The 24,690-nt window shown below is 69.0% G+C and carries 17 protein-coding genes and 3 pseudogenes; 12 read left to right on the top strand and 8 right to left on the bottom strand.

Annotation, left to right across the window (positions count from 1 at the left end):
• Positions 1–343 precede the first annotated feature (343 nt).
• The 7 genes from AC07EQ_RS05785 to AC07EQ_RS05755 are packed head-to-tail and all read right to left on the bottom strand — an operon-like array spanning position 344 to position 6,972.
• Positions 344–1,579, bottom strand: coding sequence for a TetR/AcrR family transcriptional regulator (locus AC07EQ_RS05785; RefSeq protein ID WP_478386772.1), 1,236 nt, complete (start codon positions 1,577–1,579; stop codon positions 344–346).
• Positions 1,580–1,615: 36 nt separating this feature from the next.
• A complete protein-coding gene (locus AC07EQ_RS05780; RefSeq protein ID WP_478386771.1) occupies positions 1,616–2,395 on the bottom strand; it encodes an SDR family NAD(P)-dependent oxidoreductase in 780 nt (259 codons plus the stop codon).
• A gap of 28 nt (positions 2,396–2,423) precedes the next feature.
• A complete protein-coding gene (locus tag AC07EQ_RS05775; protein ID WP_478387068.1) occupies positions 2,424–3,572 on the bottom strand; it encodes a CaiB/BaiF CoA transferase family protein in 1,149 nt (382 codons plus the stop codon).
• Positions 3,560–4,366 (bottom strand): enoyl-CoA hydratase/isomerase family protein, encoded by an 807-nt coding sequence (locus AC07EQ_RS05770; RefSeq protein WP_478386770.1) that lies wholly within the window; start codon positions 4,364–4,366, stop codon positions 3,560–3,562. Before AC07EQ_RS05770 ends, AC07EQ_RS05775 begins: the two co-directional genes overlap by 13 nt.
• Entirely contained in the window at positions 4,363–5,544 is a 1,182-nt protein-coding gene (locus AC07EQ_RS05765; RefSeq protein ID WP_478386769.1) for an NAD(P)/FAD-dependent oxidoreductase, read from the bottom strand. Before AC07EQ_RS05765 ends, AC07EQ_RS05770 begins: the two co-directional genes overlap by 4 nt.
• A complete protein-coding gene (locus AC07EQ_RS05760) occupies positions 5,541–5,738 on the bottom strand; it encodes a ferredoxin (protein WP_478386768.1) in 198 nt (65 codons plus the stop codon). Before AC07EQ_RS05760 ends, AC07EQ_RS05765 begins: the two co-directional genes overlap by 4 nt.
• Positions 5,739–5,754: 16 nt before the next feature.
• Positions 5,755–6,972 (bottom strand): cytochrome P450, encoded by a 1,218-nt coding sequence (locus tag AC07EQ_RS05755; RefSeq protein ID WP_478386767.1) that lies wholly within the window; start codon positions 6,970–6,972, stop codon positions 5,755–5,757.
• Positions 6,973–7,155: 183 nt separating this feature from the next.
• On the opposite strand from AC07EQ_RS05755, the gene AC07EQ_RS05750 reads away from it, so the two are divergent.
• From AC07EQ_RS05750 to AC07EQ_RS05715, 8 genes and pseudogenes are all read left to right on the top strand, one after another.
• Positions 7,156–8,310, top strand: a complete 1,155-nt coding sequence (locus tag AC07EQ_RS05750) for an acyl-CoA dehydrogenase family protein (RefSeq protein WP_478386766.1) — start codon at positions 7,156–7,158, stop codon at positions 8,308–8,310.
• 24 nt (positions 8,311–8,334) lie between these two features.
• Positions 8,335–9,490, top strand: a pseudogene (locus AC07EQ_RS05745) (thiolase family protein).
• A gap of 59 nt (positions 9,491–9,549) precedes the next feature.
• Positions 9,550–10,737 carry a lipid-transfer protein gene (locus AC07EQ_RS05740; protein WP_478386765.1) on the top strand — a complete coding sequence of 396 codons (1,188 nt, stop codon included), beginning with the start codon at positions 9,550–9,552 and terminating at the stop codon, positions 10,735–10,737.
• A 21-nt stretch (positions 10,738–10,758) separates the two neighbouring features.
• Positions 10,759–11,154, top strand: coding sequence for a MaoC family dehydratase N-terminal domain-containing protein (locus tag AC07EQ_RS05735; RefSeq protein WP_478387067.1), 396 nt, complete (start codon positions 10,759–10,761; stop codon positions 11,152–11,154).
• A gap of 37 nt (positions 11,155–11,191) precedes the next feature.
• Complete coding sequence (locus AC07EQ_RS05730) at positions 11,192–11,581, top strand: MaoC/PaaZ C-terminal domain-containing protein (protein WP_478386764.1); 390 nt, start codon at positions 11,192–11,194, stop codon at positions 11,579–11,581.
• A 26-nt stretch (positions 11,582–11,607) separates the two neighbouring features.
• A pseudogene (locus tag AC07EQ_RS05725) lies at positions 11,608–12,410 on the top strand (SDR family NAD(P)-dependent oxidoreductase).
• Between the two features lie 36 nt (positions 12,411–12,446).
• Positions 12,447–13,604, top strand: coding sequence for an acyl-CoA dehydrogenase family protein (locus AC07EQ_RS05720; protein ID WP_478386763.1), 1,158 nt, complete (start codon positions 12,447–12,449; stop codon positions 13,602–13,604).
• Positions 13,605–13,618: 14 nt separating this feature from the next.
• Entirely contained in the window at positions 13,619–13,750 is a 132-nt protein-coding gene (locus tag AC07EQ_RS05715) for an SDR family NAD(P)-dependent oxidoreductase (RefSeq protein ID WP_478386762.1), read from the top strand.
• A 915-nt stretch (positions 13,751–14,665) separates the two neighbouring features.
• Here the strand turns inward: AC07EQ_RS05715 and AC07EQ_RS05710 are convergent.
• Positions 14,666–15,068 (bottom strand): annotated as a pseudogene (locus AC07EQ_RS05710) (helix-turn-helix domain-containing protein); the annotation flags it as partial.
• Positions 15,069–15,194: 126 nt separating this feature from the next.
• On the opposite strand from AC07EQ_RS05710, the gene AC07EQ_RS05705 reads away from it, so the two are divergent.
• The 4 genes from AC07EQ_RS05705 to AC07EQ_RS05690 all read left to right on the top strand — a co-directional run.
• Positions 15,195–15,521: a hypothetical protein gene (locus AC07EQ_RS05705; RefSeq protein WP_478387078.1), complete on the top strand. Its 327-nt coding sequence runs from the start codon at positions 15,195–15,197 to the stop codon at positions 15,519–15,521.
• A 1-nt stretch (position 15,522) separates the two neighbouring features.
• A complete protein-coding gene (locus AC07EQ_RS05700; protein ID WP_478386761.1) occupies positions 15,523–16,728 on the top strand; it encodes a cytochrome P450 in 1,206 nt (401 codons plus the stop codon).
• 57 nt (positions 16,729–16,785) lie between these two features.
• Entirely contained in the window at positions 16,786–21,468 is a 4,683-nt protein-coding gene (locus AC07EQ_RS05695) for an amino acid adenylation domain-containing protein (RefSeq protein WP_478386760.1), read from the top strand.
• Positions 21,447–24,690: non-ribosomal peptide synthetase (locus tag AC07EQ_RS05690; RefSeq protein WP_478386759.1), on the top strand; the 3,244-nt coding region annotated here is incomplete at its 3' end. The genes AC07EQ_RS05695 and AC07EQ_RS05690, both read left to right, overlap by 22 nt.

Below are 24,690 nucleotides of genomic sequence, written 5' to 3'. Positions count from 1 at the left end.
ATGGGGTGACCGGGGCGGGAAAGCCCCTCGGAAGTCGCGGCGACAGCCCCGCGGGAAAGGTCCCGCCGGAGGCTCGGCCACTGCCTGAACTGAAGCACGCCAGGCCGACCCTGGCAATACTTCTGTCTATTCTCTGTTAACTTGTTGCCTTCAGTACTGACGTTTTCCGTTCAGGCGTATTGAATTGCCGATCACTTTTGGTGTTGTGGACGGCAGGGGGCGGCGGCACTCAGCGGGCCGGGCGGCCCGTCAGAGCGTGGGCGACGGCAACCGCCGCACCGACCAGGACCGAAACGGTGCGGGTGGCGCGGTTGACAGACGGGTCCCGTACGGCGGGGAGGCGTCAGTTCGCCGGGCGGGAAGCGTCCGGCAGGCCCAGTACGAGCCGCCCGAACGACGCCAGCTCGTCCCGGGAAGCCGGCCGAAGCCACATTTCCCGGTTGTGCCGCAACGAATTCACCACGCTGTGGGCCGCGTGGACGAACAGCTCCGCCTCGGCAGGCTCCAGGTGCGGCGCGTGGCCGGTGAGCAGCGCGGTCCACTCGGTCACGTAGTCGTGCTGCATCCGGCGCACCTGCTGGCGCTGGTCTTCGGGAACGCTGACGATGTCGTTGAGCAGCGAGCTCATCGCGGCCCCGTGCTCGAGGTTGATCCGGATGAACGACTGCAGTGCCGTGTCGAGCGCTTCGCCCGGCTCGTCCGCCAGTTCGAGCGCCGCGGACAGGTCGAACAGCATCGCTTCCAGACAGCGCGTCAACGCGGCGACGAGGATCGCGGCCTTGTTGTCGAAGTGGTAGTAGAGGCTCGGTCCGGTCATTCCGGACGCGGCCGCGCCGATGTCCTCCATGCCGACCGCGTCGTAGCCGCGCTCGGCGAAGAGCCGGGTGGCGACCGCGAGCACGGCTTCCCGCCGGGACGCAGGCAGCAACCGTCCACGCGGGGCCCGCGGGCTGCGCGGCTCGGGCTCGTCCGCCGGATGCACCGGCGAATCGCACACCCGCAGCCCGAGGTCGGTCATCAGGACGCGGACCCGCTCGGGTTCCAGCTTGCCCGCGTGGTGGCTCATGGACGCGAACACGGTGAGCGTCACCCGCAGAAGCAGTTCCACTGCCACGGCGGGAAGTTCCGGGCGACGCCGGGCGATCGCGTCGCGGAGCGGCTCGATCGTCTCGACGTAGCGAGTGCGCAACTCCAGCCGCTGCTCGGGAGGCAGGTGCGAGAGTTCTCGTTCCCACAGCACGCCGGCGTGGCGTTCGTGGAGCATGGCTTCGGCAACGGCGGACAGCATCTCGCGCAGGGTCTCGTAGTTGCCGCGGAACGTGTCCGCGTCCTGGTCGATCGCTCGGACCAGGGAAGCGTGCAGAAGATCCTGTTTGGACCCGAAGTGCCGGTACATCGCGGGGCCGGAGATGCCGACTGCCTCGGCGATGTCGGCCATGCCGACGTTGTGGTAGCCGGACGCGCGGAACAGCGCCGAAGCCGCCGACAGGATCTGCTGCTTCCGGTCGCGCGGACGCGTGGTCTTCGGCGGGACGCTCGTCATCGGGTGCAGGTCCTCCCCGGCTCGTTCCCTGCGCACGGCTCGATGTTAACAGCCATTCGAACGAGGCCGGGTTCATCGGTGCAGGTGGACGATCTGCCCGGACATGGACCGAGAACCTGCCGACACGAGGTACCGGACGGTCCGGGCCACCTCCTCCGGGGTGCCGAGACCGTCCTTGAGTTCGCGTGCCCGCTCCGCGTCGCTGGCCGCGATCTCCTGGATGCGGAGCCGGGCGCGGCCGGTGGCGATCGGGCCGGGCGCCACGCAGTTGACCCGGATCCCGCGCGCCGCTAGGTCTTTCGCCAGGTACCGCGTGTAGTGCATGACCGCGGCTTTGGCGATCCCATAGTGGGCGTAGGCGCCTTCGTCGCCGGACCGGACGCCGGTCACCGATCCCATCGTGACGATGGCGGGTTCTGCGGCGCGGGCCAGAGCCGGCAGCGCCGCTGTTACGGTCACGATGGTGCCGTGCAGGTTCCTGCGCAGCACGTCATCGAGCTGTTCCAGGTCGATCGCGGACGCCAGGTTGCCGTCGAGCGGTCCGGATCCGCCGCCCGCGTTGCAGACGAGGGCGTCGAGCCGGCCCCAGCGGTCGGTGATCTGCCCGGCCAGCGTCGTCAGGGCCGCGGCGTCGGTGGTCGGCGCCTGGGCCGAGAGGACGTCGGCTCCCGCGGCCTGGAGTTCGGCGGTGACGGGCTGGGCCTGGTCGTCGCCGAACTCGCGGTAGCCGTCGAAGTCGAGGTCGACGACGGCCACGTCGTAGCCGTCGTGCGCGAGTTCCAGTGCGATCGCCCGGCCGATGCCGCGGGCGGCTCCGGTGACGAGGGCCGTTTTGCGGCTCGATTCCTGCATTGTGATCCGTCCTTTGCGGGAGGCGGGGTCAGCCGACGCCGCCGCCGGCGCGCAGCTCGGCGATCGCTTCAGGGCTGAACCCGGCGTGGGTCAGTACTTCGTCGGTGTGGGCGCCGACGAGCGGTGCGGCCTGCGGCGCGGGCAGGGGAGTGCCGGAGAACCGGGGCGCAGGCGCTGGTTCGACGGAGCCGTGCGCGCCCGTGCGGTACGTGCCCCGTGCAACGTTGTGCGGATGGCGGGGTGCTTCGGCCAGCGAGAGGACGGGGGTCACGCAGGCTTCCCGGTCCTCGAACACCACCGCCCACTCGTCGCGTGCGCGGGCGGTGAACGCCTCGGTCAGCTTCTTGCGCATGGCCGGCCACGCGGCCCGGTCGTACTGGTCGGCGAAATCCGGGTCGCCGCCGAGTTCGAGTGTCTCGAGCAGGCCTGTGTAACTTCGCGGTTCTCCGGCTCCGACGGCCACGTGCCTGCCGTCGGCGCAGCGGTAGACGCCGTACCACGGGCAGCCACCGTCGATGAGGTTCGCCGCCCGTTCGTCCTGCCAACGGCCTTTGGCCAGGAAGCCGTAGACCATCGCGAGCAGGGCGGCCGAGCTGTCCGTCATGGCGGCGTCGACGACCTGACCCCGGCCGGTCGCGCGCGCGGACACCACGGCGCCGAGCAGGCCCAGCGCCAGCAGCATGCCGCCGGCCATGTCGCCGGCGAGGTTGAGCGGGACGACGGGTTCGTCGGCGTATCCGGTGGCGTGCAGCGCGCCGGTCAGCGCGATGAAGTTGATGTCGTGCCCCGGTTCGGCGGCCAGCGGACCGTCCTGGCCCCAGCCGGTCATCCGGCCGTAGGCCAGCCGCGGATTGCGGGCCAGCATCGCCTCCGGTCCCAGGCCCAGCCGTTCGGCCACCCCGGGACGGAAGCCCTCGATCAGCGCGTCCGCGTTCGAGGCGAGAGCCGACGCGACGCGGACGCCGTCCGGATGCTTCAGGTCGACGGCGACGGAACGGCGATTGCGGTGCAGGATCGGCTCGCTGCCTGCTTGTCCGGCGTCGCGCGGCCGATCGATGCGGACGACGTCCGCGCCGAGATCGCCGAGCAGCATTCCCGCGAACGGACCGGGCCCGATGCCGCCGAGCTCGAGGACGCGCACGCCCGCGAGCGGGCCCGGCGGGTTCACGGCTGCGATCCGGCGGAGGTCCGGAAGCGCGGAGCTCGCTTCTCGAGGAAGGCCTGCCGCGCTTCCTCCGTATCGGGCGAGGCTGCGCACACCACGAGCTGGTCCGCCTCCAGTGGCAGGTAATCCCCGAGGGAAAGAGTCTGTGCCGCTTGGAGATTCCGTCGGGCCGAAGCGATCGCGGTCGGCGAAGACCGGGCCAGCCGGGTGGCCGTCGCGGTGACCGTCGCGGACAGCTCTTCCGGGGGCACGACCCCGTTGACCAGCCCGGCCTCCAGGAGCTGAACGCCGCGCAGTTTCGGGGAGAGCAGCAGCAACTCCTTGGCCCGGGCAGGCCCGACGAGCCGGGTCAGATGCCAGGCCGCGCCGAGATCACCGGCGAAGGCGACCTTGACGAACGCCGTGCTCAGGACGGCATCGGTTGCGGCGTAACGGAAGTCGCAGCCCAGTGCGAGCGACAGGCCGGCCCCGGCGCAGCCGCCGCGGATCTCCGCGATGGTGGGGGTGTTCATCTCGTACATGAACGTGACCATCCGGGTGAAGCGCATCAGCCTGGGGCGCAAGGCGAGGTGATCGCCCGGCGGGTACGGCGGCGGGGCAGCGTCGCCGTTGTCGCGGCCGACGGAGAAGTTCCCGCCGGCTCCGGTCAGGACGACGGCCCCGACGTCGGCGGAGTTCTCCGCGCGTTCCAGGGCGTCGAGCAACCCGTCGGCCATCTCGACGCTGAACGAGTTCCGGCGTTCGGGGCGGTTCATCGCGATGGTCGCGACGCCGTCGGAAGCCCGGTAGAGGACGGTGTCGGTCATGCTTCGGTCCCTTCGTTCGATGCGGCCCGCGGCGGGGCCAGCCGTGCGCGCAGTGCCCGTGCCTCGCGCGGCAGGTTCCAGGCCAACGCGGCGGTGGTGCGGCCGTCCCGGCGGTACACCCCGGCGAAGCGGCCGCGGTCCGGATCACCGGTCACCACGGTGAATTCGCCTGACGGCAAGCCGTACGCCTGGATCTTGACGTCGTATTGGTCGGTCCAGAAGTACGGCACCGGGGCGAACGGCATCCATTGCCCGAGCAGCGTCTGTGCCGCCGCCATGCCCTGCTCGGTGGCGTTCATCCGGTGCTCGATGCGGATCCGCCCGTGGTCTGGGTGCACCCAGGACGCGACGTCGCCCGCGGCGACGATGCCTGGTGCGGCTTGGCAGTACTCGTCGCACAGCACGCCGTCCCCGAGTGGCAGCCCACTGTCGCGCAGCCACTCCGTGGCGGGTGCCGAGCCGATTGCGACGAGCACGACATCGGCGGGGATCGTGCGGCCGTCGTCCAGGCGAACGCTGGCGACGCGGCCGTGCTGCTCGGTGAATCCGACCACGGTGGTGTGGCAGTGCACGTCGACGCCGTGTTCCCGGTGGAGATCAGCGAGCCGGGTCGCGATCGCGGGGCCCAGCTGGCGCACCATCGGCGCGTCGAGCGGATCGACGAGCGAGACGGTGCATCCGAGACCCCTGGCGACGGCGGCGACCTCGGCGCCGAGGAAGCCCGCGCCGACGACCACGACCGACGCGCCTGCGTGCAGGGAATCGCGCAGGGCGATCGCGTCGTCCCACCCGCGCAGCACGCGAACCCCGGCGAGGTCGTGTCCGAACGGGAGGCGGCGCGGGCGGACCCCGGTGGCGATGACGAGGCCGTCGAACGGCACGCGCGTGCCATTGGCCAGCTCGACCGCCCGTCCGGCGACGTCCAGGCCGGCGGCCGCCTGCCCGAGCAGCCATTCCGCGTCCAGCGCGTCGAACACGCCGGCTGACCGCAGCGTGATCTGCTCGACGCCCCATTCGCCGCGCAAGGCCTGTTTGGACAGTGGCGGCCGGTCGTAGGGCGGGTGGGGTTCTGCGCCGATCACTGTCAGTTGTCCGGAAAATCCTTCGCGGCGCAGCGTTTCGGCCGCGGTGAAGCCGGCCGCGGACGCGCCGACGACGACCACCCGCGACAGCGTCACGGCTCATCCACTTCGATCGCCAAGGCAGGGCACAGCAGCGCGGCCTGCCGGACAGCCTCGTGTTGAGCGGGCGCGATCTCCTGCGTGAGCAGCACGGCGATGCCGTCTTCGTCGCGCTGGTCGAATACCTCGGGGGCGGCGAGCACGCACTGCCCGGCGCCGACGCATTTCGCTTCGTCGATGCTGATTTTCACGGTTCTTCCTCCTGATTCACCAAGTCACCGGCAGTGCGTGCACGCCGTACACGCTCATGTCGCCCTTGAAGGCGAGCGCGTCGATCGGCTCGGCCAGCGACAGAGCGGGGATGCGGCGGAACAACGTGCCGAACACGACCTGCAGCTCCACGCGGGCGAGCTGCTGCCCAAGGCACTGGTGGATGCCGTAGCCGAAGGCGAGGTGATGACTCGCGGACCGGCCGATGTCGAGCTGGTCGGCGGGCGCGTCCGGGAACGCGGCGGCGTCGCGGTTGCCGGAGTCCACGGCCAGGATGAGGCCCTCGCCCTTGCGGATGGTCTGACCGCCGAGCTCGAAGTCCTCCGCCGCGACGCGCCGCACTCCGCGGTGTGCGACGGTCAGGTAGCGCAGTAGTTCGTCGACGGTCTTGGCGATGACGACGGGGTCGTCGCTCGCCCGCAGGCGGGACAGCTGGTCCGGGTGGGACAGCAGCGCCGCGGTGCCGAGGGCGATCATGTTCGCGGACGTCTCGTGGCCGGCGGTGAGCAGCACGACGCCCACCCGAGCCACCTCTTCGCGGGTCATCAGGCCCGGGCGCAGCTGCTCGACGACCAGCCTGCTGATCAGGTCGTCGCCCGGGTCCTCGCCCTTCCGGTCGACCAGGCCGCCGAGGAACCCGAGCAGCTCCTCCGCCGCGGCCAGGGTCTGCTCCGGGGTCGAGGCGTTCGCGACGAACACCTTGCTGAGCCGGTGGAACAACGCGCGGTCTTCGTAGGGCACGCCGAGCAGTTCGCAGATCATCAGCGACGGAACCGGCAGCGCGAGCGTCTCCACGAGGTCGACCGGCTTGGGGCCGGCCAGCAGGTCGTCGATCAGGCCGTCGACGACCTGCTGGATGTGCGTGCGCAACGCCTGCATCCGCTTGGCGGTGAATTCCTTCGCGAGCACGCGGCGCGGTTCGTCGTGGGCCGGGCCGTCGCTGGTGAAGAACGTCTTCGCGCGGTTGCGCCGGGCCTTGACCGCGGCGGAGCCGTGGGGATAGCCGGGGGTTTCGCTGTCCGCGCTGACCGACGGATGGGCCAGCACGGTGCGGATGTCGTCGTACCGGGTGATCAGCCACGGCTCGGTGCCGTCCCAGATCCGGGCCCTGGCGATCGGTGCCTTTGCCCGCCGCGCGCCCAGCTCAAGCGGCGGATCGAACGGGCACTTGCCGCGTTGCATCGGGTACGCGGGGACTTCTTCGGTGTCGGTCACAAGGCCCTCCCAGCTGGTTCGCGGACGGACTGCCCGGCCCGTCTTTTCATTTAATGATAGTTAACTTCGCCCGGCTTATCTGTCAAGAACTGCGACGTCTGATGAACCTTGCCTGGACATCAACGTCTATTCGCTGTTAACTTCGAGGCATCCGGTCCGCTCGTCAGAAAGGGTGTCGACGGCATGCGGCGCAGCATCTTCACCGAGGATCACGAGGACTTCCGGGCCGTCGTCCGGGCCTTCCTCGACCGGGAAGTCGTCCCGCACCACGCGGAATGGGAGCGGCAGGGACAGGTCCCCCGCGACCTTTACCGCAGGCTCGGCGAACTCGGCGTGTTCGGCATCCAGGTGCCCGTCGCGTACGGCGGATCCGGGGTCACCGACTTCCGGTACCAGGCAGTGCTGCGGGAAGAGGTGGCCCGGGCCGGTGTCACGTTCGGCGCCGACGTCGTGCACACCTGTCTCGTCCTGCCCTACCTGCTGGAGTTCGGCACGGAGGAACAGAAGCGCCGCTGGCTGCCGGGATTCCAGTCCGGCGACCTGATGACGGCCATCGCGATGACCGAGCCGGGCACCGGGTCCGACCTCGCCGGGATCCGGACGACGGCGAAGCTCGCCGACGACGGCAGTCACTACGTGCTGAACGGCGCCAAGACGTTCATCACCGGTGGTGCGCAGGCGGATCTGATCCTCGTCGTCTGCCGCACGTCGGCTGGCGCCGAGGACCGGCGGGCGGGGTTGTCGATCCTGTGCGTGGACACCTCGGCGGACGGTTTCGCCGTCGGCCGCAAGCTGGACAAGATCGGCCTGCGCGCGCAGGACACCGCGGAGCTGTCGTTCACCGACGTGCGCGTGCCGGCGGAAAACCTGCTCGGTGAAGAAGGCAAGGCCTTCTCGTACCTGACGCACAACCTCGTCGTGGAACGGCTCGGCGCCGCGATCAACGGGCACGCCACCGCGGCCGCCGCGATCGGCTTCGCCAAGGACTACGTGCTGGAGCGGCAGATCTTCGGGAAGCCGGTGGCTGCCTTCCAGAACACGAAGTTCGTCCTCGCCGAATGCGCGGCGGAGGTCGAGGCAGGCCAGGCGCTGGTGGACCGGGCGATCGAGCTGCACGCGGCAGGCGAGCTGACGCCCGCCGAAGCGGCCAAGGCGAAGCTGTTCTGCACCGAACTCGCCGGGCGCGTCATCGACAACTGCCTCCAGCTGCACGGCGGCTACGGATACATCCGCGAATACCCGATCGCCCGGTTGTACGCGGACACCCGCGTCACCCGCATCTACGCAGGCACCAGCGAAGTCATGAAGACCTTGATCGCCAAGGACCTCGGTCTCTGACGACCAACGAATCAGGAGTTCCCCATGTCCGACGCTGTGATCGTCGACGCCGTGCGCACCGCGGTCGGCAAGCGCAACGGCGCATTGTCCGGCCAGCACTCGGTTGCCCTTTCTGCCCACGTATTGCGTGCGCTGGCCGAGCGCACCGGGCTGGACCCGGCTCTCGTCGACGACGTGCTCTGGGGCTGCACCGGGACGGTCGGCATGCAGGCAGGCAACATCGGCCGGATGGCGGTGCTCGCCGCGGGATGGCCGGAAGCCGTGCCCGGTGTGACCCTCGACCGGCAATGCGGGTCTTCCCAGCAAGCAGTGCATTTCGCCGCGCAGGGCGTGATTTCCGGTGCATATGACGTCGCGGTGGCGGGAGGGGTGGAGATCATGAGCAAGATCCCGCTCGGTGCCACGCGCGGCGACGGAACCTTCGGCGAAGCGCACGGCCCAGAGGTGTGGGCACGCTATGGGGGAATGCGCTTCAACCAGGGCATGGGTGCGCAGCTGATTGCCGACGAGTACGGCATCACGCGCGCCGAAATGGACCAGCATGGGCTGGACTCGCACGAGCGTGCCGCCCGCGCCATCGATGAGGGGCGCTTCACCGCGCAGATCACGCCGGTGTCCCTCTCCGGCGGACGTACGTTCGACACCGACGAAGGCGTGCGCCGAGGGTCCACTATGGATGCTCTGGCTCGGCTTGAGCCGGCGTTCCGCGAGGACGGTTCGATCACTGCCGGAAACGCCAGCCAGATCTCGGGACGGCGCGGCCGCGTTGCTCATCACCAGCAGCGAATTCGCCCGGTCGCAGGGCTGGACACCGCTCGCGCGCATCCACACCGCCGTCGTCGCCGGCACCGACCCGGTCACTATGCTCAAGGGCCCGATTCCCGCCACGGTCAAGGCGTTGAGGAAGGCAGGACTATCCATTGGGGACATCGGAGCCTTCGAGATCAACGAAGCCTTCGCTTCGGTCACGCTGGCCTGGCTTCGGGAAACCGGGGTCGACTACCGGCTGATGAACCCGTTGGGCGGCGCGATCGCGCTGGGCCACCCGGTCGGCGGTTCCGGAGCCCGGCTGATGACCACGCTGGTCCATCACCTGCGGGACGAGCGCATCCGCTATGGCCTGCAATCCATGTGCGAGGGCGGCGGGATGGCCAACGCCACGATTCTCGAGCGGCTGTAGGCGGAGCTGCTCCGCCGAGAAGGCATCAACTGTCCGGTTTGGAGATTCAGGGAGTGTCGATGGGACGCAAAGTGCTGGTCGCGGGAGTGGGTATGGTGCCCTTCTCCAAGCCGAGCGCCGGCAAGACGTACGACGAAATGGCCGCGGGCGCGGTCAAGGCCGTGCTGGCCGATGCCGGCACGGCCTACGAGAAGATCGAGCGTGTGTTCGCCGGCTACGTGTACGGCGATTCGACGTGCGGGCAGCGCGTTGTCTACCGGTTCGGCAAGACCGGGGCGCCGGTGCTGAACGTGAACAACAACTGTGCCTCCGGCTCTTCGGCGCTGTGGCTGGCGTGCCAGTCGGTTGAGTCCGGCGCAGCGGAATGCGCGCTCGCGGTCGGGTTCGAGCAGATGCCGCCGGGCGCGTTGTCGGCGAAGTGGCAGGACCGGCCGATGCCGCTCGCCGATTTCATCACCGCGCTGGACGAGATCCACCCGGTCGATCCGAACCTGCCGATGACGCCGCAGTACTTCGCCGCGGCCGGCGTCGAATACCGGGACAAGTACGGGATGCGGCCGGACACCTTCGCACGGGTGTCGGTGAAAGCTCGCGCCCACGCGGCCGGCAATCCGTACGCAGTGTTCCGGGAGCCGATCACGCTGGAGGACGTCCTGGGCTCGCCGCAGGTGGCTGGCTCGCTGACTCGTCTGCAGTGCTGTCCGCCCACCTGCGGAGCCGCTGCAGCGATCGTCTGCTCGCCGGAGTTCGCCCGGGCCAACGGCCTGTCCCCGAAGGTGGCGATCGCAGCACAGACACTGCAGTCCGACGCCGAGGATCCGTTCGCGAAACGGAGCGCGATGGCCCTGATCGGCTCCGACGTCACCCGCGCGGCGGCGGCAGAGATCTACGAGAAAGCCGGCGTCGACCCACGCGACATCCGCGTCGTCGAACTGCACGACTGCTTCACCGTCAACGAGGTGCTGACCTACGAGGCCCTCGGCCTGTGCGATGAGGGCGGCGCGGAGAAGTTCATCCTCGACGGTGACAACACCTACGGCGGACGCGTCGTCACGAACCCGTCCGGTGGGCTCCTCTCCAAGGGGCATCCGCTGGGCGCGACCGGCCTTGCGCAGACCGCCGAAATCACCTGGCAGCTGCGTGGCGACGCCGGCCCGCGTCAGGTCGAGGGCGCGACGGTCGGCCTGCAGCACAACCTCGGGCTCGGCACCGCCGGCATCATCACCCTGTTCGAAAAGGTGTCCTGACCATGCCGATCAACCGCTGTCATCGGCACCCGCACCGCCGAGTTCACCACTGAGGCCGAACCCGGCCGGCTGAGCTTCTTCGCCGCCGCGACCGGCCAGACCAACCCGGTCTACACCGATCTGGAGGTGGCGAAGGCGGCCGGCCACCGCGATCTGCCACTCCCGCCGACGTTCCTGTTCTGCCTGGAAGTGGACGACCCCTACCGGTCGAAGTTGCTCACTGACCTGGGCATCGACTCGCGCACGATCCTGCACGGCGGCCAGAAGTTCGCTTACCACGCGCAGGCCTGCGCCGGTGACCGGCTGCCCTTCCGGTCCGAGGTCACCGACGTCTACGCCAAGAAGGGCGGCGCGCTGGAGTTTCTCGTCCGCGCTACCCGCGTCACCCGGGACGGCGTCCCGATCGCCACGTTGTGACCAGCACCATCGTGGTGCGTGACCCGAAGGCGGCGAAATGACGACCCTGCGCGCCGGCGACTCGCACACCCTCGAATGCCCCGAGATCACCCGTACCACGCTGGCGCTGTACGCGGGCGCGTCCGGCGACCACAACCCGGTGCACATCGACGTCGACGCCTGCCGGGCGGTCGGCATCCCGGATGTGTTCGCGCACGGGATGCTCTCCATGGCGTACCTGGCCAGGCTGCTCACCGACTGGCTGTCGCAAGACCGCCTCCAGTCCTACGAAGTCCGTTTCTCCGCGATCACGCCCGTGCACGCGACCCCCGTCTGCACCGGCACCGTGACTCGCGTCGAGGACGGCGTGGCCCACCTCGACCTGATGGTGGCGCTGCCCGACGGCACCGTCACCCTGGCGGGCTCCGCCATCGCAACTGCCGAATAGCCCTTACCTTGCAAGGAGAACCGCTCATGGGAACACTGGACGGCAAGGTTGCCCTTGTCTCCGGCTCGGGTCGCGGCATCGGCCGCGCGGTCGCGCGCAAGCTCGCGTCGGAGGGTGCCGCGGTCGTGATCAACGACCTGGACAAGGAACCGGCCGACGAGGTCGTCGGCGAGATCACCGCCGACGGCGGCCGCGCCGTGGCGTGCATCGGGTCCGTCACCGATGACGACTTCGCCGAGCGCTTCGTCCGCGCGGCGCTCGACTCGTTCGGCGGGCTGGACGTCATCGTCAACAACGCCGGCTACACCTGGGACACCGTGATCCAGAAGATGACCGACGAGCAGTGGGACGCCATTCTGGACGTCCACCTCAAGGCGCCGTTCCGGATTCTGCGCGCCGCCCAGCCGTTCATCAAGGCCAACCCGACCGAGCACCATCGGAAGGTCGTCAACGTCTCGTCCGTGTCGGGCGTCTTCGGCAACCCGGGCCAGGCGAACTACTCCTCGGCCAAAGCGGGTGTCATCGGCCTGACCAAGACCATGGCCAAGGAGTGGGCCGCTACAAGGTCAACGTCAACGCCGTCGCCTTCGGTTTCATCCTGACCCGCATGACGGAGGCCACCGCCGCCGACGACGCGTTCGTCGAGATCGGCGGCCGGCGGATCAAGGTCGGCGTGAGCCAGGCGGTGATGGAGGCCGTCAAGCGCACCAATCCACTCGGCCGTCCGGGCACGCCCGAAGAAGCGGCAGGCGCGATCTACCTGCTGTGCACGCAGGATTCGAACTACGTCAGCGGCCAGGTGCTGAACGTTGACGCCGGCAGCCGCTGATCCGCATCCATCCGTCACGAAGCGCAGGGAACTGTCATGAAACGCAACCTCTACGACGACGAGCACGAAGCCTTCCGGCTGATGATCAGGGACTTCATCGGGAAGGAGGTCCTCCCGCACTTCGCGCAATGGGAGCACGACAACGTCGTCGACCGCGACCTGTTCCGCAAACTCGGGGCCCTCGGGCTCACCGGCTTCGGCATCCCCGAGGAATACGGGGGCCCGGGAGAAGTCAGCTACAAGTACCAGGCCGTGATGGCGGAGGAATCCGCCCGAGGGACGGTCGGGTTCGGCCACTACAACGTGTCCACCGGCATCGTCCTGCCGTATCTGCTGCATCTGGCCGACGAGGAACAGCGGAAGCGGTGGCTGCCCGGCGTCGCCTCCGGCGACCTCGTGCTGTGCATCGCCATGACCGAGCCGGGCACCGGCTCCGATCTCGCCGGGATCCGCACCACTGCGGTGTTGTCGGACGACGGCAGCCACTACGTGCTGAACGGTGCCAAGACCTTCATCACCGGAGCGCGGAACTCCGAGCTGTGCGTCGTCGTGGCCCGCACCTCCGAGCCGAAACCGGACGATCGGCGGCACGGCCTCAGCCTGCTCGTCGTGCCCACCGACAGCGAAGGCTTCGAGTACGGCCGCAACCTGGACAAGATCGGCCTGAAGTCGTCGGACACGTCGGAGCTGTCGTTCACCGACGTCCGGGTCCCGGCCGAGAACCTGCTCGGCGAGCAGGACCGGGGATTTTCCTACCTCGGCCGGAATTTGCCGCGGGAGCGTCTGTCGATCGGGGTCCGGGCGGTCGCGTCCGCCGCGGCCGCGATCGGTTTCGCCCGCGACTACGCCCTCGAACGGAAGGTGTTCGGCGCGTCGCTCGCCTCCTTCCAGAACACGAAGTTCGTGCTGGCCGAGTGCGAAGCCGAGGTGGCGGCGGCGCAGGCGTTGGCGGACAGGGGAATCGAGCTGGACGACGCGGGGGAGCTGACCGCCGCGGACGCGGCGAAGATCAAGCTGTTCGCCACGGAGGTCGCCGGCCGCGTCGTGGACAAATGCCTGCAGGTGCACGGCGGCTACGGCTACATGCTCGAGTACCCGATCGCCCTTCTGTACGCCGACATCCGGGTGTCTCGCATCTTCGGCGGCACCAGCGAGGTGCTCAAGACCATCATCGCCAAGGACCTCGGCCTGTGACGGGCACGGGAACCATGGACGGCAAGGTCGCGCTGGTCTCCGGCTCCGGCCGTGGCATCGGCCGGGAGATCGCGCTGAAGCTTGCCGGCGAAGGAGCCCGCGTCGTGGTCAACGATCTCGCAACCCTTCGTCGTCATCGGGCCTGAGCTCCAACCGCGGGGTACGGAGCACGAGGTGTCGAAGGGGCCATGGATCTATCCATTCAGCCAGCTCGGTCATGGGATTGCTCCTAACAGCGGGAGGCACGGCTGCAGGCCCTCTACCTCCAAGGCCCAGTCTGGGCGGTGGAGGCACGGCTGCAGGCCCTCTACCTCCAAGGCCCAGTCTGGGCGGTGCTTTGCGAAATTCTCGCTCGTGAGCAGCAGGCGGACCGCGGAGGCAGGTTCCCCACGGCGCTCGCCTGTATCAGTGCCGTCGCGGTGATAGCCGAGCTTGGCGCTGACCCGCAGCGAGGCAGTGTTGTCCCACCACGCCGACGTGCGCGCCTGGACCGCGCCAAGCTGATCAAACGCGACGGCAGCACGGCGGCCCGAGCCTCAGTGCCAAACCCTCGTCCCTGGTACGCCAGACCCAGCCAGGAACCGTCCCGACCTCGAGCTTGGTGGCGAACTGGCGGTGTCGGTGCGCACGTATCGGCGCTACGTCGCGGAAATCGTGGAGTTGTTGGGGGCCAACTCGCGTTTCCGAGCCGGGGTGCGGGCCGCCGAGGTCGGATTGCTGCCCGCATCGCCGTTATCGGACGGCTCCCCATGGCGTTTCCGGTGGCCTGCGAATGGTCGCTGTCCAGGCGAATGGCAGTTGTTTGCCAACGAGGTCGTCCGGTGGCACGCGAGTGACCGCGCATGGCAGCTTGTGGCCGCAGGTCTTGTTGTTCGAATGGGTCGGCAATAGCGTCTGAAGCCTGTCCCATAATGATCAAATATTGTTGGCGTGCATGGGAAAGCGCGACTTGCGGCGTGGCGGGTGGTGTTCAGCGGGCCATGGTGAGGTTGCGCATGAGGGCTACGCCGCGTGCGGCGTGCCAGACGCCGTCGCGTTTGCGTCGGCAGTTGCGGAGGAGTGCCGGGCAGCGGCTTTCGGACTGCGACCGTCAGGCGGATGTTGGCGTCGATGATCACCGCAGGTTGGTCGAGTACCGGTAGTTCTTCGACGACGCACTCACGCTTCGGGCATGGGTGGGTACCAGGGTGCCGTCCACGATCAGCACCGTGTCCGGGCTGTGCTTGCGCTTGGTCGGCGACAACGCGAGATAGGGGCCGAGGTGGTCGACGACCCGCCCGGCTGCGGACTTGGAGACATCGAAGAGCAACGCGACCTGTCGCTGGTCAGGTTGGTGCGGTAGTACACCGCGACCGGCCGCACCCGGTCGTCCAGCGGCAGCCCCCATCGGCGACCGGCGCCGGTCTGCTCGGCGCCACGACCTCGCACGATGCCCACCAGCTTGCTGAACTGTCGCACCGACAGCCCCGTGAACGCTGTCGAGCGGTGCCGGCCGCCTCGGGTGCGGTGTTGCGGGGCGTCGGCAGGGCAGTCAATTCCACCGCGCGAAAAGCTTCTCCCATCCAGTGACTCGATCAGAGAGGTGAGCCGATGTCCGGTCAGCAGTCTCGAGCTGATCAGCATCTGTTCGCCGAGCCCGGCCTTCGCACGCGCTTGTTCGCCCAAGGGGTGGTTGCCTGGCTGTTCGCCAGGGGAGGCGATCCGTTCGCCCGCTTGCCGCACTCCCCGTGGCGAGGCAACCCGTACCCGCCCTACGCGGGCATGCGCGCGCAGGGGCCGCTGGTCCGCAGCAAGCTCGGGTTGCTGATTTGCACGCCCCACGACTTGTGCGAACCCGCGGTAGCGCCGCGGCGGCGCGTGGTGCGGTTCGGTGAGCCGGCTCGCGCCAGCGCGACGAAAACTCGGGAAGGAGCCTGAATTGTCCGACACCATCGGTGTTCCCGTCGGCATTCCGACCGAACGCGACCGGATCTTCGAACTGCCCGTGGAACTGGAGTCGCTGCGGGATCGGAAGCCCATCGGACGGATGGTCTACGGGGACGGCCACCTGGGTTGGTTGGTGACGAGCTACTCGTTGGCCCGCGCGGTACTCGCCGACAGCCGCTTCAGCAGCCGCGCCGATCTCGCCCGCATCCCCGTCGAGCTGCCCGCCGAAGCAGAGCAGGCGCGCAAGGACATCCCGCCGGGCGTGTTCCACCGCATGGACCCGCCGGAGCACACCAGGTACCGCCGCCTGCTAGCCGGTCATTTCGCGGTGCGCCGGATGGATTCGCTGACCGAGACGATCCAGCGGATCGTCGACGAACGCCTGCACGCGATGGACCGCGGGGGCCCACCCGCCGATCTGGTGCGGGACTTCGCGAAACTCGTGCCGCTGAACGTGGTCTCCGAGATCCTGGGCGTCCCCGAGGACGAGCGCGACCGCTTCGTGCGGCGCGTCTCAGTCCTGTTCGACCAGCACGCCGAGGCCGCCGACGTCGGGGCAGCGACCCAGGCGATCCACACCCAGTTCCAGGAGTTCGTCGACGCGAAGAAGCGGGCCGGGACCAGCGGTGACGTCCTCGGGCACCTGGCGGCTTCGGGCGAGTTGCCCGACGAGGAGATCGCCACCGTCGGAATGGTGCTGCTGACCGCGGGGTACGAATCAACGGCGAACATGCTGGCCCTCGGAACGCTCGCGTTGCTGGAACACCCGGACCAGCGGGCTCGGGCGCTTTCCAACTCGGCCCAGCTCGACAAGGCCGTCGACGAACTGCTGCGCTACCTCAGCGTCACCCACATCGGACCTATCCGCACCGCGCTGCGGGACGTCGAGCTCGGCGGCGAAACCATCAAGGCCGGTGACTCGGTGTCCATAGCCCTGCCGGCGGCCAACCGCGACCCCGAGCACGTCGAGTGCCCGGCCGCACTGGACATCGACAACTCGTCGGCCGGGCACCTCGCGTTCGGCTACGGCGTGCACCAATGCCTTGGCCAACACCTCGCTCGGAACATCCTGCGCACGAGCTATGCCGGGATCTTCCGGGAGTTCCCCGCCCTGCGGCTCGCCGTTCCGGCGGACGAACTCGAAATCTGCACCGAGATGCCCGTGTACGGGGTGTCCCGGCTCCCGGTCGAGTGGTGAGCGGGGACCGCGGTCGCCGTGTCCTGAGGCGCAAGCGACGTGTCGATGGGTGGGATCATGGACCAACTGGCTGCCGACTCCGCTTTCCCGTTGTCGGACGCCCAACGGGAGATCTGGCTGGCGCAGCGGTTCAACCCGGATAGCCTGCACTTCCGCGTGGGCCAGTACGTCGAGATCGACGGGGCGATCGACGGCGCCGAGTTCGAAGCCGCGGTCCGCAAGACCGTCGCCGAGGTGGATGTGCTGCACTGCCGCGTCCACGAGGTGGACGGCGTTGCGCACCAGACCGTGAACCCCGTCCACGACTGGGACTTCCCCGTGCTCGACTTCAGCACCGAACCCGATCCGGGTGCGGCGGCTGAGCGCTGGATGTACGAAGACCTCGCCGTCCCGATGGACCTGACCCGCGACCGGCTGTTCTCGTACGCCCTGCTCAAGCTGGCGCCGGACCGCTTCTACTGGTACCAGGGCTACCACCACCTGGTCACCGACGGTGCGGGCAGCATCCTGATCTCGCAACGCGCAGCGCATCTTTACACGACGAGCGTGCAAGGTCTGCCCGCGGAGCCCGCGCCGTTCTCGTCACTGCGGGAACTGGTGGCGGAAGACGCCGAGTACCGGAACTCCGGGGATTTCGAACGGGATCGGAAGTACTGGCTGGAGAGGTTCGCCGACCGGCCCAACGTGGCACGGATTTCCGCCATGACGGAGGATCTGCCGCGGAGCTTCCTCCGGCACACCAGCCATGTTCCGGCCGCAGCCGCGGACCGGATCAAGGCGGCCGCCCGAACCGCCCGCACGCACTGGTCGGTCATGCTGCTCGCGGCGACCGCGGTGTACCTCCACCGGCTCACCGGGGAGGAGGACATCGCGGTCGGTTTCGCAGTGGCTGCCCGCAAGAACGCAACGCTGCGCCGCAACCCGGGCACGCTGGCGAACGTGGTTCCGCTGCGGGTGAAGGTCGATGGTGGGACCACGGTGCAGGAGCTCCTCCGGCAGGCCTCGCGGGAGGTTCGCGGGGCCTTGGCGCACCAGCGTTATCGCGCGGAGCAGCTGGCTCGCGATCTCAACCTGACGACCGGCATGCGCCACCTCATGGGCCCCGAGGTGAACGTGATGCCGTTCGACTTCGACCTGAGCTTCGGGCAGTGCGCCGCGCGGCTGCACAACTTGTCCAACGGGCTGGTCGACGATCTGTCCATCATGGCCTACGACCGCCCCGACGGTGGTGCTGTCCGGGTCGACTTCAACGGGAACGCGGACCGCTACACCAGCGATGCCCTGGGTACCCATCAGGATCGATTCCTCGCCCTGCTGGACGTGCTGGCCGGCGACCTGGACGCCGAAGTCGGTGAATTGGACGTGCTGACCGCCGCGGAGCGGAACAAGCTGCTGGGGGAGTGGAACGGCGCAGCAGCCGAGCTGACTTCCTCGGTGGTGCCGGAGCTGCTGGACGACCAAGTGGCGCGCAGTCCGGACGAGGTCGCGTTGGTGTGCGGTGGGAAGAGCCTCACCTACGCGGAGCTGCACGCGCGGGCGAATCAGCTCGCTCGCCACCTGGTCGAGCTGGGCGTTGGGCCCGAGCGAGTGGTCGGATTGTTGCTGCCGCGCACGGCGGACATGGTCATCGCGATGCTTGCGGTGCTGAAGGCCGGCGGTGCATACCTGCCGGTCGACCCCACCTATCCCGCCCATCGCGTCGAATTCATGCTCGCCGACGCGAACCCCGTCCTGCTGCTGGCCACAACGGACACCGCAGGGCGCGTCGCGCAACCGCCCGTCGACATCGTGGTGCTGGACGACCGGCACGTGCGCCGGGCGCTCGCCGAGCAGCCGAGCTCCGAGCTCGGCGACGACGACCGCCGGTCGCCGCTGCGAGGTTCGCATCCCGCCTACGTCATCTACACCTCGGGTTCGACCGGCGTCCCGAAGGGCGTGGTGGTGTCCCAGACCAGTGCGGTGAACCTGGTGTCCTGGGCGGTTCGCGCCCTGGGGGAGCGGCTCGGCCGGGTGCTCGCGTCCACGTCGTTGAGCTTCGACGTATCGGCGTTCGAACTGTTCGCCCCCTTGGCCTGCGGGGGCTGCGTCGAAGTGGTGCGGGACGGCTCGGCGCTGGCGGAGCGGTTGTCCGCGGGGCCGGCTCCGAGCGCGATCAGCGGCGTTCCGTCGGTGCTGGGCCAGGTGGCCGCAGCGGTGCGGGATTCCGGGTTCTCGGGTGTCGTCGTGTGCGCGGGGGAAGCGCTGCCGACGGGGGTGGTGGCCGCGCTGGAGGCGGCCTTCCCGGGATGCCGGGTGATGAACGCCTACGGGCCGACCGAGGCGACCGTGTACGCAACGGCGGGCTGGTGCGGGTCGGACGCGGACGGCGGTGGAATCGGTGGTCCGGTCGCCAACACCCAGGTCTACGTGCTGGACGACAGGCTGGCATTGGTTCCCCCCGGCGTGGTCGGGGAGTTGTACGTCGGCGGACTCGGGGTGGCGCGCGGCTATTGGCGCCGGGCGGGGCTGACGGCGGAACGCTTCGTGGCCAATCCCTTCGGCCCGGCCGAGAACCCGGTGGCGGGGAGCGTGTCGGCGGGTGCCGGCGGTCGGTTGTACCGCACCGGAGACCTGGTGCGGTGGAACGACCGTGGCCGGCTGGAGTACGTCGGCCGGGTCGACGACCAGGTCAAGGTGCGAGGTTTCCGGATCGAGCCTGGCGAAATCGAGAACGTCCTGACCGAGCATCCGGGCATCGCCCGCGCCGCGGTCGCCGCCCGCGAGGATCGGCCGGGGGACAAACGCCTCGTCGGGTACGTGGTTCCCGCGCCGTCCGCGGAGCTGGACGTTCGCGAGGTGCGCGAGTTCCTGGGCGGCCGCGTGCCGGATCACCTGGTGCCGGCGGCGATCGTGCCCATGGACGCACTGCCGCTGACGGCGAACGGCAAACTGGACCGCCGGGCCTTGCCTGCGCCGGAGTTCACGCGTGCCGTGTCTTCTCGCCCGCCGCGAACCCAGGTCCAGGAAGCGTTGTGCGAGTTCTTCGACCAGCTGCTCGGTGTCCCGGATGTGGGGATCGACGACAGCTTCTTCGACCTCGGCGGGGACAGCATCTCCGCCATCCAGCTGGTCAGCCGGGCACAGGCCGCCGGCATCACCTTCACCCCGCAAGACGTGCTGGTGCACCGGACCGTGGCCGGCATCGCGTCCGCAGCCGGCGTGCACGCGGATCCCGATGCCGAGCCGGTCGAGGACGACGGCGTGGGCGCCCTCGGCTCGACGCCGATCGTGGATTGGTTCCGGGGTTCGGGCGGGCAGTTCGACGGGCTGTGCCAGGCGATGGTGGTGGCCTTGCCGACGGGGATTGACCGCCCGAACTTGGTGGCCGCCTTGGAAGCGCTGGTGGAGCGGCACGGCGCGTTGCGCTTGTGCGTAGACGACGGTGCCGAGCAGGGCTTGCGAGTAGCGCCCGTCGGGTCGTCGCCCGTGGCGGACCGCGTGACGCAGGTGGACGTGCGCGGTCTTTCCGACGACCAGTTGAACGCGGCCGCGGACGAGTACTTCGCCGCTGCGCGGGCTCGTCTGGACCCGAGGTCCGAAACGGTGTGGCAAGCCGTGTTCTTCGATGCCGGAGCCGGAGGGGCGGGCCGATTGCTGCTGGTGATCCACCACCTGGCCGTCGACGGGGTGTCCTGGCGGATCTTGCTGGCGGATCTGGCCACCGCGTGGCAGGCGATAGCGGCTGGGCGACCCCCGTCGCTGCCGCCGCGCGGCACGTCGCTGCGCCGCTGGACGCGAATTCTTGCCGCAGAAGCGCGAAGTCCGGAGCGAATCGCCGAGCTGGACCACTGGAAGCGGACGCTGGCAGACGCCGTGCCCGAGCGCGGGGGAGCAGCCGGGCATCAGGAGTCCGGCGAGCTGACGCTGCGGTTGCCGGTGGCGGACACCGAGCCGCTGTTGAGGCGGGTGCCCGCCGTCTACCACGCGGACACCCACGAGGTGCTGCTCGCCGCGCTGGGAGCCGCCGTTGCGCAGTGGCGACGGCGGCTGGGGTCGTCGGGCCGGGCAGTGGTGGTCGATGTCGAAGGCCACGGGCGGCACCAAGAACTCGCCGATGGCGTGGACCTGTCGGGCACGGTCGGCTGGTTCACCACGCTGCACCCGGTGCGCCTCACCCCTCGCCCCCTGGAACGCGAGGACGTTCGGCGTGGCGGGCCGGAACTCCGGCGCACCATCCAGCACCTGAAGGAAGAGATCCGTGCGGTGCCCGACCACGGCCTGGGCTACGGGCTGCTGCGCTACCTCAACCCGGAGACGGCCGAGGAACTCGCGGGTCTGCCCAGCCCCGAGATCGGGTTCAACTACCTGGGCCGGTTCTCCGCCGCAGATGACGCCGACGGGGACACCGCGTGGGCACCGCTCGCGGACGGTACGGGCCAACCCCTGAGGGTCGCTACTGCCGCCGGGCCGGGAATGCCCCCGGTCCACCTGCTGGACCTCAACGCGGCGGTGCTGTCCACCGCCGGGCGGCCGCAGCTGGTCGCGACCTGGTCCTGGCAGCCGCCACTCGACCGGGACCAGCTCACGGCGCTCGCGGAGATCTGGTTCGACGTGCTTCGCGGCGTCACGACAGCAACCGACCAACCCGGCGCGGGTGGCCACACGCCGTCCGATTTCGGGCTGGTCAACCTCACCCAGCAGCAGATCGACCAGCTCGAGTCAGCGTGGAGGAGATCACGATGGAGCAGCCCGGATTCGTAGACGTGTTGCCGCTGTCACCGCTCCAGGAAGGTCTGCTGTTCCACGCCCTGCACCAGGGGAGCGGCCCGGACGAGTACGTCGTCCAGGTCGTCCTGGAGCTCGATGGACCGCTGCGCGCCGCCGAGCTGCGCGGCGCCGCGGAGGCGATCTTGCGACGCCACCCGAACCTGAGTGCCGCCTTCTGGTTCGAGGGGGTGGACAGCCCGGTCCAGGTCATCCCCCGCTCGGTGACCTTGCCGTGGGCGGAGTTCGACCTCCGCGGCCGCACCGTGGACGAGCAGCGCGCCGAGCGCGAGCGCCTGCTGCTCGAGCAGCGGGAGGCCGGCTTCGACCTGTTCGACCCCCCGCTGCTCCGGTTCGCGCTGATCCGGCTCGAACCGCAGCGGCACCTGCTGGTGCTGACCAACCACCACATCCTGCTGGACGGCTGGTCGTATCCGGTCTTGTTTCGCGAGCTGTTCCAGCTCTACCAGCGCGGTGGTGACGACAGCGAGCTGCCGCGGGTCACGCCGTACCGGGAGTACCTGGCCTGGCTCGCTGGGCAGGACCGGCAGGCCGCGGAGGACGCGTGGGGGCGCGCCCTGGCCGGGCTGCCCGAGCCGACCTTGCTCGCGCCGACAGCGGGCCCGGCCGGACCGGGCCGGCGCGCACAGGCGACCCTCGAACTGCCCGCGGAACTGACCGCGGACCTGCGCGTTCTCGGCCGCAGCCGGGAGCTGACCACCGCCACCCTGGTCCAGGGCGCCTGGGCGATCCTGCTCCGGTCGTTGACCGGCCGCTCCGACGTCGTGTTCGGCACCACCGTGGCCGGGCGGCCGCCTCAACTGCCCGGCGTGGAATCGATGGTGGGGTTGTTCATCAACACGGTGCCCGTCCGGGTCCGGCTCGATCCGCACGAACCCCTGGCCGACGCGTTTCGGCGCTTCCGCGACGAGCAGGCCGCCTTGGTCGACCACCAGCACCTCAGCCTCACGGACGCGGGCCGGTTGAGCGGGCACGGAAAGCTCTTCGACTCCCTGGTCGTCTTCGAGAACTACCCGCTGGACACGGCGGGCATCACGCCGGCCGGAAGCGAGCTGCGGGCCACCGGCATCGCCGGTCACGATGGTTCGCACTACCCACTCAGCCTGATCGTCTTCCCCGGCGAGAAGATCGTCCTCCGGCTGGATTACCGCTCGGACGTGTTCGGATCGTCCACTGTGGAGCAGTTGCTCGGGCGATTGGGCCGCCTCCTGGAGGCGTTGTGCGCGAATCCGGACTGCCCCGTGGGCAACGTCGACCTGGTCGGCGACGTCGAGCGGGAACGCCTCCTGGGCTTGAACGACCCGGCGGTGGTGACCCCGTCGGCGGTCGTGCCGGAGTTGTTCGGCCGGCAGGTGGCTCTCCGGCCCGAGGCGATCGCGGTCGTGTCCGGCGAGGCGGAACTGACCTACGCGGAACTCGACGCCCGGTCGAACCGGCTCGCACGCCACCTGGTGGCGTCGGGGGTCGGCCCGGAACGGGTGGTGGGCCTGGCGCTACCCCGCTCGGTCGAAGCGGTGGTCGCCGTCCTGGCCGTGCTGAAGGCCGGTGGGACGTACCTGCCGATCGATCCGGGCAATCCCGCCGAACGGGTCCGGTCGATACTGCGCGATGCCGCGCCTGTGCTGACGCTGACGACCGCGGCCACCCGGCCTGGCGTCGAGGACGGCGGCACGCCGACCGTCGTGCTCGACTCGCCGGAGGTGCAGCAGCGGCTCGCCGCGCAGCCGACGGCCGAGCTCACCGATGCGGAGCGCGGCGGCGCACTGCACCCCGGGCAAGCGGCTTACGTCATCTACACCTCCGGTTCCTCGGGAATCCCCAAAGGCGTTGCGGCGACGCACGAGGACGTGGTCGAGCTGACCGGGGACCGCGCGTTCGACAGCTATGCGGACGCGCGGGTGCTGGTGCACTCGCCGCTGGCCTTCGACGCGTCGACCTACGAGATCTGGGTTCCGCTGCTCCGTGGCGCGCGGCTCGTGCTGGCCCCCGGGGAAGCGGTCGATCTCGACGCGTGGCATTCGACCATCACGCGGAACCGGGTGACGCACGCTTTCTTGACCACGGCTCTCTTCAACCACCTCGTCGGCGAGCGCATCGAACTGGTTTCGGCACTGCGTGAGGTGTGGACGGGCGGGGAAGTGGTGTCGACGCAGGCATTCCGGCGTGCCGTCGAAACCTGCCCCAACACCAGGTTCGTGCACGTCTACGGGCCCACGGAAACAACCACGTTCTGCACCTACCACGAGGTAAGGACTGCCGATTCGATCGGGAACACGGTTCCGATCGGCCGGGCAATGCGCAATATGCGGGTGTATGTGTTGGATGGTTTTTTGGGTTTGGTTCCGGTGGGTGTGGTGGGGGAGTTGTATGTGGGGGGTGTGGGTTTGGCGCGGGGGTATTGGGGTGGTGGGGGTTTGTCGGGGGAGCGGTTTGTGGCGGATCCGTTTGGTTCGGCTGGGTCTCGGATGTATCGGACTGGGGATTTGGTGCGGTGGAATTGTGATGGTGTTTTGGAGTTTGTGGGGCGTGTTGATGATCAGGTGAAGGTTCGGGGTTTTCGGGTTGAGTTGGGTGAGGTGGAGGGTGTGTTGGCGGGGTGTCCTGGGGTGGGGCAGGCGGCGGTGGTGGTGCGTGAGGATGTTTTGGGGGATCGGCGTTTGGTTGGGTATGTGGTGGGTTCGGGTGTGGAGGGGGTGGGGGTTCGGGAGTTTGTTCGTGGTCGGTTGCCGGAGTTTATGGTGCCGGCTGTGGTGGTGGTGTTGGATGAGTTGCCGGTGACGGTGAATGGGAAGTTGGATCGGGGGGCTCTTCCGGTTCCTGAGTTTGGTGGGCGGGTTGTGTCGCGGGCGCCGCGGAATTTTGTTGAGGAAGTTTTGTGTGGTGTGTTCGCTGAGGTTTTGGGTGTTGATCGTGTTGGTGTGGATGATGGTTTTTTTGATTTGGGTGGTCATTCGTTGTTGGCGACGCGGTTGGTGTCGCGGGTTCGTGGGGTGTTGGGTGTTGAGTTGGGTGTGAGTGATGTGTTCGATGCTCCGTCGGTGGCGTTGTTGTCGCGGCGGGTGTCGGGTGCGGGGCGGGCGCGTGGTGGTGTTGTGCGGGTGGGGTGTCGTCCTGATCGTGTGCCGTTGTCGTTTGCGCAGCGGCGTTTGTGGTTTTTGCATCGTTTGGAGGGGCCGTCGGCGACGTACAACATTCCGT

The sequence above is a fragment of the Saccharopolyspora sp. NPDC045839 genome, from assembly GCF_056431645.1.
Note: the sequence above shows the minus strand (reverse complement) of the source record. Positions and strands in the feature narration are given on the sequence as shown.

Excerpts from the sequence above, each read along its gene's own strand:
- AC07EQ_RS05770 (WP_478386770.1), bottom strand. The coding sequence starts at position 4,366 with ATGACCGACACCGTCCTCTACCGGGCTTCCGACGGCGTCGCGACCATC.
- AC07EQ_RS05705 (WP_478387078.1), top strand. The coding sequence starts at position 15,195 with ATGTCCGGTCAGCAGTCTCGAGCTGATCAGCATCTGTTCGCCGAGCCC.
- AC07EQ_RS05720 (WP_478386763.1), top strand. The coding sequence starts at position 12,447 with ATGAAACGCAACCTCTACGACGACGAGCACGAAGCCTTCCGGCTGATG.
- AC07EQ_RS05780 (WP_478386771.1), bottom strand. The coding sequence starts at position 2,395 with ATGCAGGAATCGAGCCGCAAAACGGCCCTCGTCACCGGAGCCGCCCGC.
- AC07EQ_RS05740 (WP_478386765.1), top strand. The coding sequence starts at position 9,550 with ATGGGACGCAAAGTGCTGGTCGCGGGAGTGGGTATGGTGCCCTTCTCC.
- AC07EQ_RS05715 (WP_478386762.1), top strand. The coding sequence starts at position 13,619 with ATGGACGGCAAGGTCGCGCTGGTCTCCGGCTCCGGCCGTGGCATCGGC.
- AC07EQ_RS05730 (WP_478386764.1), top strand. The coding sequence starts at position 11,192 with ATGACGACCCTGCGCGCCGGCGACTCGCACACCCTCGAATGCCCCGAG.
- AC07EQ_RS05750 (WP_478386766.1), top strand. The coding sequence starts at position 7,156 with ATGCGGCGCAGCATCTTCACCGAGGATCACGAGGACTTCCGGGCCGTC.
- AC07EQ_RS05695 (WP_478386760.1), top strand. The coding sequence starts at position 16,786 with ATGGACCAACTGGCTGCCGACTCCGCTTTCCCGTTGTCGGACGCCCAA.